Below are 11880 nucleotides of genomic sequence, written 5' to 3'. Positions count from 1 at the left end.
TTATATCTTATATCTAATTGAAACCATTCACCTAAACAGAAAAAAAGTCGAGACTAAGATTATTCTTAGTCTCGACTTTTTTGTTTGAATTAACCCCACCAGATGATCGTTAAGAACGTCAGGATGAAGATAAATCCGAAGAATGCTCCAACAAATAAGAAATACATTGGTACATTATGATTTTTTTCACTCATATGCATGAAGTAAAAAAGTTGTAATGCTACTTGAACAGCTGCAAGTAACAAAATTACAGGTGCTATTAAGTATTTAGAGAAACCAGCTGCAACAGTAGTGAATGCAATTAGCGTAAAGAAAATCATAATTGCAAAAGTTGTGATTTGGTTGCGCATATCTTGTCTTCTCTTTTGCTTAATATAATTAAACTCAGCATCCGACTTAACATAAACTTGAGCGTCGTGAGACATATTAACCAACAACTCCCATCAAGTATACTACTGTAAAGATGAATACCCACACAACGTCGATGAAGTGCCAGTATAGAGAAGCAGTATAGTATTTTGGTGCATTATACAAGCTAAATCCACGCTTCGCATTACGTACGATTAATAGCGTAATCCATACTAAACCAACCACAACGTGCAAACCGTGCGTTCCAACTAACGTAAAGAAAGCAGATGAAAATGCACTTTGACTATAATTAAAACCTAAATGTACATAGTGATTAAACTCATAAATCTCTAAAGCTAAAAACGCTAGCCCAAGAACAACCGTAATTCCCAACCAAAGCTGCATACCTTTAAAGTTATGGTTTTTCATATGATACATTGCATAAACACTTGTTAATGAAGAAGTAAGAAGTATCATCGTCATAACGAATACTAGTGGTAATTCGAATAATGACTGAGTAGAAAACTCCATACCACTTGGTCCTTTATTTTTAAGCGCTAAATAAGTAGCAAATAAACTCGCAAACAGTACAGTTTCTCCACCTAGAAACAGCCAGAAACCTAAAAACTTGTTCTTACCTTCCATTGTAACTTGTTCTGGGTGATCTGGCCAAGTTTGTGGGGTGTACTTTTTATTTAAGTCCATTATTATTTACCCCCTTTTTCATTCATCAAATCTTCTTTGTGAATATGAAAACCATGATCATCTTTTAATGAACGAACAGCCATTGAACTAAAAGTAATAGCGAATCCAAGTATTAATACAGGAAGAGCCCAATCTTTTTCACCGTGATAAAGAGCTCCAAAACCAGCGATAAATAAACCAACTGTCATTACGAAAGGAATAAATGAGTTGTTTGGCATATGGATATCAGAGAGAGGCTCTGCATATGTCATACCTTCTTTATTTCCTTCTTGTTTTTCAATCCAGAATGGATCAAGTCCACGAACAAGTGGAGTTTGTCTAAAGTTATAGAATGGAACTGGTTGTGGAATAGCCCACTCTAACGTACGTCCATCTTCCCAAGGGTCATTGCCAACTGGTACGTTTCTAACAGCCGTAACAATGATATTATATACAAGAATTATAACACCAATTGCCATGAATGCTGCACCGACCGAGCTGATTAAGTTGAATAAATCCCAACCTTGGTCTGCTCTAAACGTAAATACTCGACGAGGCATCCCCATTAGTCCTAAGAAATGCTGAATAAAGAATGTTAAATGGAAACCGATAAAGAAGAACCAGAAAGTCCATTTACCTAATCTTTCGCTTAACATTTGGTTAAACATTAAAGGCCAATATAGATGTACTGCTGCTAAAATTGCAAGCACAACCCCACCTACGATTACATAGTGGAAATGGGCAACGATAAAGTAAGAATCATGTAATTGATAATCAAGAGGAGCAGCCCCTTGCATTACACCTGTTACCCCACCTGCTACGAATGAAGGAATAAATCCTAAAGCATAAAGCATTGGAGTCGTAACTTTAATACTTCCTCCCCACATCGTAAGCAACCAGTTAAAGATTTTCATACCAGTAGGTACAGCGATTGCCATTGTAGCAACAGCGAAAATAGCGTTTGCTGTAGGTCCTAAACCAACTGTAAACATATGGTGAGCCCAAACCATGAATCCTAAGAAACCGATTAATACGGTCGCAAATACCATAGATGAGTATCCAAATAGACGTTTACGAGAGAAAATAGTGAAAATTTCTGAGAAAATACCGAAAGCCGGTAATATTAAGATATATACTTCAGGATGTCCAAATATCCAGAATAAATGCTCCCAGATAATTGTATTACCACCCATTGTATGATCAAAGAAGTTACCTCCAAACATACGGTCAAGGATTAAGAAGAATAATCCAATTGTAAGTGGTGGGAAAGCAAAAAGAATTAACGCACTTGCAACAAATGTAGTCCATGTGAATAATGGCATACGCATATATGTCATACCTGGTGCACGCATATTAATAATCGTTACAAGGAAGTTAATACCACCTATGTAAGTACCAGCACCAGCTATCTGTAGTCCTATTGCATAAAAGTCAATACCATGACCTGGTGAAGCTAAAGATAATGAAGCATAAGAAGTCCATCCTGCGTCAGGCGCACCGCCCATAAACCAAGAAAGGTTTAGGAATAGACCACCAAATAAGAATAACCAAAAACCAAGTGAATTTAGGAATGGAAACGCAACGTCACGTGCCCCAATTTGAAGTGGCATAACAGCGTTCATAAAACCAAATAGTATTGGCATGGCCGCAAGGAAAATCATCGTTGTTCCGTGCATTGTAATAATTTCATTAAACAGACCAGCACTAACAAAATCGTTATCTGGCTTCGCTAATTGAATACGAATTAGCATTGCCTCAATACCGCCGATTACGAAAAATAATCCACCAGCAATGAGGTACATGACCGCTATCTTTTTATGGTCAACTGTTGTTAAGTAGTCCCATAAAGTTGCGCCAAAGCCCTTTTTCTGTGCGATTGAACTCACAACTTTAACCTCCCTCATAATTATCTACTGAAATTATTTTTCAATAGACAGTCCCATTAAATATTCTGCAAGAGCATCTAATTGCTCTTCACTAAATTCTTTGCCATCGTTAAGTTGTTTTGGCTGAGGCATTAAGTTACCTGGTTTGTATTTCTGTGGATCAGAAATCCAGTTTTTAAGATCTTCTTCTGTATGGTCCATAAATCCAGCAACACGGTTACGATCTCCAAATGTTGCTAAGTTAGGGCCAACACCGCCAGCAGTTCCTTCAGCAGAAGTCGCATGACATGCAATACAGCTTGTATTAAAGATTTCTTCTCCTTGAGTAGCAAGCTCACCGTCTGCAACAGCTTCTGTTGTTTTCGCTGACTCTACCCATGCATTAAAGTCGTCACGACTCAATGTTTTTACTTTGAAATCCATTAAAGCATGTGATGGACCACAAAGCTCAGCACATTTACCATAAAATACGCCGTCTTTTAAATCAGCAGATTCTTTATCGAATTCTAAGTAGAATTGGTTTACATTCTCTACGTTTGTATCCATTTTACCACCAGCTGCTGGAATCCAGAATGAGTGTTTTACATCAGCTGCTTTTAAGTTAAAGTAAACTTTTTCCCCTGTAGGAACTACAAGTTCTTGTGCAGTTACAACGCCTAAATCTGGGTATTCAAACTCCCACCAATATAGCTTTGCAGTTACATTGACTGTAACAGCTGTTTTGTTCCCGTCTGCATCTACGTGATCCATAGCCGCTACATCCGCGTGCTTATAAGTATAAATTACAGTTGGAACAGCAAGTATGATCAATAGAAGAATTGGAATAACTGTCCAAATAACCTCTAATGTATGACTTCCTTCTACTTGTTTAGGAATAACATTTTCTCCAACTTTTTTGCGTCGGAATTTCACTAGCGCAAGTACATAGATAATTACTACTACGATAACAACAAATGTCATGATAGCAGATGCTAAAAGTAGTAAATTAAATTGATCTCTTCCGACTTGTCCTGCAGGTGTAAGTGTCGATAGATATTCCTCGCCACAACCCGATAAGAAAATCGTTAGAGCTGCTAACAGTGAAAAAAGACGCCATTTTTTAAGCCCTTTCATCATAGCTAAATCAAACCCCTCTTTCATAGTTGTATTCATGTGCATTTAGACGGTCGTTCTGTTTTATATGAATTCTTATGGACTTTAAGAAAGAATTCCCTAAGTTAGATAAAGATAGAAAAGATAATCATTGATACAAATAGGATTGTCATATAGTTTAACGAATAAATAAACATACGTGTGGCCCATTTAATATCATCTTCTGCACGAAAACCTTTAATAGATAGCAATAACCAGCCAATATTAAGCACCGTTGCTAAAATAACAAAAATTATTCCAAGATCCATCAATAAAAAGGGTAGTGGGAACAAAAGTAAAATCCATAAAAGCATAGATACTTTTGTACGTTTGAAACCCTTTACAACAGGTAACATCGGAATGTTGGCTGCTCTGTATTCCTCCGTCCGCTTCATTGCTAATGCATAGAAATGCGGAGGTTGCCAAGCAAACATTATTAAGAATAATGCTATTGCACCAAAACTTAATCCCGGTTCTACTGCTGCCCAGCCAATTACTGGAGGTATAGCACCTGAAATACTACCTACTACCGTATTACTAACATGTTTTCTTTTAGACCACATTGAGTATAAAACAACATAACTAATAATCCCCGCCAAGCCCCAAACTCCCGCAGAAGTGGAAGCCATAAATAACAAGATTTCACCTACAATTAAAAATGAAAAGGAAGTTATCAGCACGGCTGATGGTGTAAATCTTCCAGTAACAGTAGGTCTACCTTTCTTACTTTTCATGACAGGGTCAATATCACGATCGATATAGTTATTCATCGCTGCAGATCCTGCAATTATAAGTGCTGCACCAAAAAGCGTATAAAATAACAAATCTAACTCATGTAGAAAGTTTCTATTAGTAAATTGAAATGCTAGCCACAATCCAGTAAATGTCGTTATTAAATTGGAATTCACGATTCCTATTTTAATAAGCGACAAAAAATCTTTCATGAATGAACTAGATACTGGCTTTGTTTCAGCTTCGGTAGTAGCGGTTATTGAATGACCATTTGACATGCTGCCCCTCCTTTCATTTTTGTAAGCATATTCCGCTACCTTTTACTATAGCGAAAATCTTTCCCAATTTCTATAGTGAATAAAGATTTTCGCACAATAAGTTCTAAAAGGATGTAAATTAAGATAGAACATATCAATAGTAAATCATTTTTTGTCACTATTTGTGAAGGTTCGGGCACGAATTTATGAACAATTTGTGAAATGCTAATTTCATGTTCATGTGTTCAAAGTATATACATTGTAATTTTTCTCATGTTTCGATATTATCTAGTAGCAGATATCGTCTCATATAGACGAACAAGATACATAAAGTAGGTGGCGCATTGCACATTCATAAATATTTAAAAGCCCTTGCAATTGCCTCGACAGTTGGTATGTTACTTATCCTGTTGGGAGGAGCACTAGTCACAAAAACTGATAGTGGCATGGGCTGTGGACGACACTGGCCAGGTTGTAATGGACAACTTATACCAGATGTTATTACGACAGAAGTATTAATTGAATTTTCCCATCGTCTTGTAACTGGAGCTGTCGGCATTTTTATTGTCGCTTTAGCAATTTGGGCTTGGCGTTCTTTAGGGCATGTTCGTGAAACAAAATTCTTATCATTCATGGCAATCTTTTTCTTAGTATTGCAGGCACTTATTGGCGCCGCACAAGTAAAATGGGGACAAGGAGATTTTATTCTCGCACTTCATTTTGGTATTTCTCTAATTTCATTTGCGGCCGTATTATTATTAACTCTGTTAATTTTTGAAGTTGATCGAAAATTCGACACGGATAAAATTAGAATAGGTAAAACACTAAGATTTCATACAATCGGTATTACACTTTATTCGTACGTAGTCATTTATACGGGTGCACTTGTACGACATACGGAGTCTAGCTTAGTCTGCCGCGATTGGCCATTATGTAGGAATGACGAATTTTCTTTACCTACTAACTTATACGAGTGGGTTCAAATGGGACACCGGACAGCAGCAGGATTAATTTTTCTTTGGATACTAATCGCTGCCATCCATGTTATTAAAAATTACAAATCCCAACGTGCAATCTACTGGAGTTGGATTATTGCACTTGTCTTAGTAACATCTCAATTACTATCCGGAATGTTCGTTATTCTAACTAAGTTAAACTTGTATGTTGCACTATTACATTCATTGTTTATATCCTTACTTTTCGGTTTACTATGTTATATGATTCTATTGTTATCTAGAAGTAGAGGAGAAAATTAAGCACATCATTGTTTTTAATTCCCTAATACCAAAAGAATAAACAATTATTGGACACATCTTGTTTTAGATCTAACGAGATGTGTCTTTTTTATTTTGCTTGTGAGGCTAAAGTTGATTGCTAGCCTTCGCGCTTCTCGCAGTAACTAGCCAATTTGAGTTTGTTACAAGTGTGTCTCAGAGGGAACGGCGTGCTATGGCAAATATATCTGTTCTTATTATCCACAATAGATTGGTACAACATTATAGTCGGTACGCGCAACATTAAGTTAGATTGCAAAATGTTTATAAATAATTCACTATAATGGTCTTTGTCGTCTCATTCCAAGAAGACTTGTTCTTAGCAAAATGGGTTGCTTTCCATGACCGATGAGTTGCTCTAATTTATTTACTGGATGTACATCATAGGATGATGCTCTTGGCCTTTGTTCTTTTAATACATCTCCACGACATGTAAGAGAAGTGAAGGCTCATCGCTCCCCTATCAGAATAGAAAATGCCGTTTGACAAGTATTTGTCAAACGGCATTTTTGTTATTCTTTATCCATTACGATTAATAGATCACCAGTTGATATTGCTTCTCCTGCCACAACGTGAATTTCTTTAATGACACCATTATATGGTGCCTGTACTGTCGTTTCCATTTTCATCGCTTCCGTAATTAGCAAATGCTGACCACGTTTAACTTTGCTACCAATATCTATAGCAACTTTTAATACCGTACCAGGCATAGTTGCACCAATATGATTCTCGTTGGTTACATCCGCTTTTTGTTTTGCCAAATGACTAACTTCAATATTCATATCTTGAATAATTATTTCACGTGGCTGTCCGTTCAACTCGAAATAGATGACGCGATTACCATCTTGCGTTGGTTCACCGATAGAAACCAATTTTATGATTAACGTTTTCCCAACTTCTATTTCCACTTCAATCTCTTCACCAAGTCGTAAACCATATAAGAATGCAGGCGTATCTAAGACAGACACATCACCAAAATTCTTTTCTGTTGCACTATATTCTTCAAATACTTTTGGATATAATGTATATGCCAAAATCTCTTGGCTTGTTACTGGACGCCCCAGTTGATTAAATAAAAACTCTCGTACTGCTTCAAAATCAACAGGTTCTAGTAATTCTCCTGGACGAACATTGATTGCTTGTCGATCTTTTAATATTACTTTTTGAAGCTCTTCTGGGAACCCACCATATGGCTGTCCAATATAACCTTCGAAAAACTCGATTACGGAATCTGGGAAATCTATTGTTTTGCCTCTTGTGATAACGGATACTTCATCCAAATTATTTTGAACCATGAACAAAGCCATATCCCCTACTACTTTAGATGATGGTGTAACTTTTACAACATCACCGAATAATAAGTTCACACGAGAATACATCTCTTTTACTTCTTCCCATCTTTCCCCGAGACCTACCCCTTTTGCTTGTTGTTGCAAATTGCTGTACTGCCCACCAGGCATTTCGTGTACATAGATTTCTGTATGCGGACTCATCATACCACTTTCAAAATCCTGGTAATATTTGCGTACATCCTCCCAGTAGTAAGATAGCTTTTCAAAAGCATCAATATCCCCGATGACTTCTCTATTAGATCCTTTCATCGCATAACTTAAACTACTTGCACTTGGTTGTGAAGTAAGACCTGCCATAGAACCTAATGCTGTATCGACTATGTCTACTCCAGCATCTACTGCTCTTGCATACATATAAATACCGTTTCCACTTGTATCATGGGAGTGTAAATGAATTGGCAAGTCAACTGTGCTCTTTAGCTCACTGATCAAGCGATAAGCAGCCTCTGGTTTAAGTAAGCCTGCCATATCCTTAATCGCTAAAATATGAGCCCCTGCCGCTTCTAATTCCTTTGCCATGTCTTTATAATACTGAACCGTATATTTAGCTCTGGAATCATCTAGAATGTCTCCAGTGTAGCAAATAGCTGCCTCTGCAATTTTTCCAGATTGTCTTGTCGCATCAATGGCAACTTCCATTCCTTTAATCCAGTTCAAGCTATCGAAAATTCGGAATACATCAATTCCTGCCTCTGCAGACTTTTGAATAAATTCGCGAATTACATTATCCGGATAGTTTTTATATCCAACCGCATTTGCACCACGGAATAACATTTGGAACAACACATTTGGAATCATTTCACGCATTTTAATCAGTCGATCCCATGGACTTTCTTTTAAGAAACGATATGCAACGTCAAAGGTTGCACCACCCCACATCTCAAATGAGAATAGATTGTTCAATCCCTGCGAAGATTCTTTCGCTATTCCGAACATATCATGGGAGCGCACACGAGTTGCAAGTAAAGACTGATGCGCATCGCGGAATGTTGTGTCTGTTAAAAGTACACCTTGTTGCTCTTTAACCCACTTGATAACCCCTTCAACACCTTCTGCCTCAAGGATTTGTTTTGTTCCACTCGGCGGTGCTTGAGAAATATCTAATTTCGGTTTTCTTGGAACACCAAATACTGGTTTCGCTTGTTGTTGCACACCTGGGAATCCATTCACCGTAACATTTCCAATATAGTTTAATAATTTGGTTCCACGATCTTTTCTATTCGGAAACATGAACAATTCAGGTGTTGAATCTATAAAACTAGTATTAAACTGTCCCGAAAGAAAACTTGGGTGTTTTACAACTTTCTCTAAGAATGGAATATTCGTTTTAATCCCTCGGATTCTAAACTCCTGCAAGTTTCTGTTCATTTTCGCTGCTGCCTCTTTAAAAGACATACCCCAAGTAGAAACTTTTACTAACAATGAATCGTAATAAGGGGTGATAACCGCTCCTTGGAAGCCATTACCAGCATCTAAACGAACTCCAAATCCGCCACCCGAACGATATACCATTAATTTCCCCGTATCTGGCATAAAGTTATTTAATGGATCTTCTGTTGTTACACGCGATTGTATAGCGAAACCGAAGAGAGGAATATTTTCTTGACTCGGAATCCCCATCTCTTCACTTGTTAGCGCTAAGCCATCTGCGATTTTTATCTGTGCATGGACAATATCTACACCCGTAATCATTTCTGTAATCGTATGCTCAACTTGAATACGCGGATTTACTTCAATAAAGAAAAATTCATCTTCTGTTACTAAAAACTCTACAGTTCCTGCATTTATGTATGATACATTTTGCATCAATTGAACGGCAGCTTGACAGATTTTGTTTCGTAATTCAGCACTTAATGAATTAGATGGTGCAATTTCCACTACTTTTTGGTGTCTTCTTTGGATTGAACAATCTCGTTCATATAGATGAATTAAATTACCATGCTTATCTCCTAATATCTGAACTTCGATATGCTTTGGTTGATCAATAAATCGCTCCACGTATACCTCGTCCGATCCAAAAGCAGCTTTTGCCTCCGATTTGGCACGTTCATATGCACTTTCCAACTCATCTTGCGTTTGAACGACACGCATACCTCGGCCGCCACCACCTAGAGAAGCTTTAATCATCAGTGGGTAACCATGTGTCTCACCGAATGCCTGTACCTCTTCTAAGCTTTCAACTGGTCCATCACTACCAGGGATAACTGGAATGCCTGCTTTTACCGCTTGTACGCGAGCCTTTACTTTATCTCCAAACATGTCTAAATGCTTTGAAGTAGGACCGATAAATATAATCCCTTCTTCTTCACAACGTTTAGCGAATTCCAAATTTTCAGACAAAAAACCGTAACCTGGATGAATAGCATCTGCATTGCTCTCTTTAGCAATTCGAATGATATCCTCAATATCTAAATAAGCATCAATCGGTTTTTTACCTTCCCCGACTAGATAGGATTCATCCGATTTAAAACGGTGAAAAGACCCGCTATCTTCTCGCGAATAAATCGCAACGGTACGAAGATTTAACTCCGTACACGCGCGGAAGATTCGAATAGCAATTTCCCCTCTGTTTGCAACGACAATTTTTTTAATGTTCTCCATCCATTGGCACCCCTTATTCTTTTGTTTTTTCATGCTTAACAAACATAGATACATTCATTAATATCCCTATTGCAGCGGATAGTATAATGATAGAAGTACCTCCGAAACTTATAAAAGGTAGGGTAACTCCTGTAAGTGGAATAATCCCTAGCATTCCTCCTAAGTTTACGAATGTTTGAAAACCAATAATACTGGAAATACCAGCAGCAATCATACGAGCTTGTGGATCTTTTGTAGATAAGGCAATCATGATTCCCTTCAACACAATAAAAAACAATCCACATAAGACTATTAAAACTCCAATAAGTCCAAGCTCTTCCGCTATAATAGCCATTATAAAATCTGTATGTGGTTCAGGCAAGTATCCAAACTTCTGATTGGAATTTCCTAATCCTAGACCCTTTAAACCACCCGAGCCTATCGCAATATATCCATTTACTATTTGGAACCCATAATCTAGCTCATAGTCGAACGGATTAATAAATGCTTCTAATCGTCCAAGTCTGCGCGGAGTTATTAAGGTATCCTTCATAAAATATATCGCAAGTAGTCCCATTGTTATAACTATACCAATTAATCCGACAAGTTTGGAGAAAGATTTAAATTTTATACCACTTGCTGCTATAACTGAAATCGCTACAAAGCTAATAATCATTGTATTTCCAACGTCTGTTTCCATCATAATTAATACAAAAACAAAGAATAATACTATCAATGGTGGTCCTACTGATTCATTTAACTTATTCAACGTACCATTTTCATATTTTTTCGTAAAAATGCCTGCAAAATATAATACAATTACTATTTTCGCAATTTCCGAAGGTTGAATATTACCAAAACCTAAATGAATCCAACTCTGAGATCCACTCGCCCCACCAGTCCCGATAAAATGAACGAGAATTAGTAAAGTAAACATAACAAAAAGCATCAATTGCATCATGAAGCGTCTTTTATAATGTTTATAAGGAAAAAAGGCCATTAAAAAAAATACTGGGATCGCTAGTGCTAAGTTTATCTTTTGTTTGTCAAAAAAATAATCAGGCTCCCAACCATAATTGAGAACTGCCCAACCCATACTAGCACTATAAATCATTACTAACCCAAACAAACATAATGCTAAGTAAACAAAAAACAAAGCATAATCAAAATTTCTAAAAAATCGTTTCAAATATGGAATCATGTCAAAACCTCTATTTCTTCCGTTAGAAAAAAAAACTCAAACAGTTAGCTTCGTTTGAGTTTTATTATTATTTTTCTGTATGGATATCATGTAAAACGGATAACTCTTTTTCTAGTGAAGCAATAATTTCTTTTCCTTCACTTTTCTCTAAAAGTCCGAGTTTGACTGCAAAATCAATTTCACGTGATAGTCCAAACATCTGAGTATCCAAAACCTCTTCGTAAAGTGGACATTGAGGCATCGTTAAGTTGTCCATTTGAACTTTTATTAATTGCGCAATCTTTTCCGCGTCTTTTCTTAAAAGCTCTAATGCTTTTTCTTGATAGGAAAGCTGTATTTTAGTATCCATGAGGACGCCCCCATTATTATAATTTCTACTTATTTACCTCCCTAAAGTGTATCTTTTGATGAGCAAAATTGCAAGTGTTCTCTCAT

Annotated in this window: 9 protein-coding genes; 1 reads left to right on the top strand and 8 read right to left on the bottom strand. The window is 37.0% G+C overall.

Annotated elements, in window-relative coordinates; genetic code table 11:
- Positions 1 to 89 precede the first annotated feature (89 nt).
- The 5 genes from ctaF to cyoE all read right to left on the bottom strand — a co-directional run bounded on the left by ctaF (position 90) and on the right by cyoE (position 5059).
- Positions 90 to 425, bottom strand: coding sequence for a cytochrome c oxidase subunit IVB (gene ctaF / locus FG382_RS04055; RefSeq protein ID WP_142537616.1), 336 nt, complete (start codon positions 423 to 425; stop codon positions 90 to 92).
- A gap of 1 nt (position 426) precedes the next feature.
- Positions 427 to 1053: a cytochrome (ubi)quinol oxidase subunit III gene (locus FG382_RS04050; RefSeq protein ID WP_142537615.1), complete on the bottom strand. Its 627-nt coding sequence runs from the start codon at positions 1051 to 1053 to the stop codon at positions 427 to 429.
- Positions 1054 to 1055: 2 nt separating this feature from the next.
- Complete coding sequence (locus FG382_RS04045) at positions 1056 to 2918, bottom strand: cytochrome c oxidase subunit I (RefSeq protein ID WP_142537614.1); 1863 nt, start codon at positions 2916 to 2918, stop codon at positions 1056 to 1058.
- A gap of 33 nt (positions 2919 to 2951) precedes the next feature.
- The gene (gene coxB, locus FG382_RS04040; RefSeq protein WP_142537820.1) at positions 2952 to 4034 is read right to left on the bottom strand and encodes a cytochrome c oxidase subunit II; all 1083 of its coding nucleotides are present in this window, start codon (positions 4032 to 4034) and stop codon (positions 2952 to 2954) included.
- Between the two features lie 101 nt (positions 4035 to 4135).
- Positions 4136 to 5059: a heme o synthase gene (gene cyoE, locus FG382_RS04035; protein ID WP_142537613.1), complete on the bottom strand. Its 924-nt coding sequence runs from the start codon at positions 5057 to 5059 to the stop codon at positions 4136 to 4138.
- 323 nt (positions 5060 to 5382) lie between these two features.
- Between cyoE and FG382_RS04030 the strand changes: the two genes are divergently transcribed.
- On the top strand, positions 5383 to 6294 hold the full coding sequence (locus tag FG382_RS04030) for a COX15/CtaA family protein (protein ID WP_142537612.1): 912 nt from the start codon (positions 5383 to 5385) through the stop codon (positions 6292 to 6294).
- 530 nt (positions 6295 to 6824) lie between these two features.
- Here the strand turns inward: FG382_RS04030 and pyc are convergent.
- The 3 genes from pyc to FG382_RS04015 all read right to left on the bottom strand — a co-directional run bounded on the left by pyc (position 6825) and on the right by FG382_RS04015 (position 11794).
- Positions 6825 to 10265 (bottom strand): pyruvate carboxylase, encoded by a 3441-nt coding sequence (gene pyc / locus FG382_RS04025; protein WP_142537611.1) that lies wholly within the window; start codon positions 10263 to 10265, stop codon positions 6825 to 6827.
- A 13-nt stretch (positions 10266 to 10278) separates the two neighbouring features.
- Positions 10279 to 11445, bottom strand: coding sequence for an FtsW/RodA/SpoVE family cell cycle protein (locus FG382_RS04020; RefSeq protein ID WP_142537610.1), 1167 nt, complete (start codon positions 11443 to 11445; stop codon positions 10279 to 10281).
- A gap of 67 nt (positions 11446 to 11512) precedes the next feature.
- Positions 11513 to 11794: an Fpa/YlaN family protein gene (locus tag FG382_RS04015; RefSeq protein WP_142537609.1), complete on the bottom strand. Its 282-nt coding sequence runs from the start codon at positions 11792 to 11794 to the stop codon at positions 11513 to 11515.
- Positions 11795 to 11880: the final 86 nt, after the last annotated feature.

It is taken from the genome of Psychrobacillus lasiicapitis (assembly GCF_006861795.1).
In the GTDB taxonomy this organism is placed as follows: domain Bacteria; phylum Bacillota; class Bacilli; order Bacillales_A; family Planococcaceae; genus Psychrobacillus; species Psychrobacillus lasiicapitis.
The sequence above is the reverse complement of the archived record's forward strand: the minus strand, read 5'-3'. Positions and strand labels throughout refer to the sequence as shown.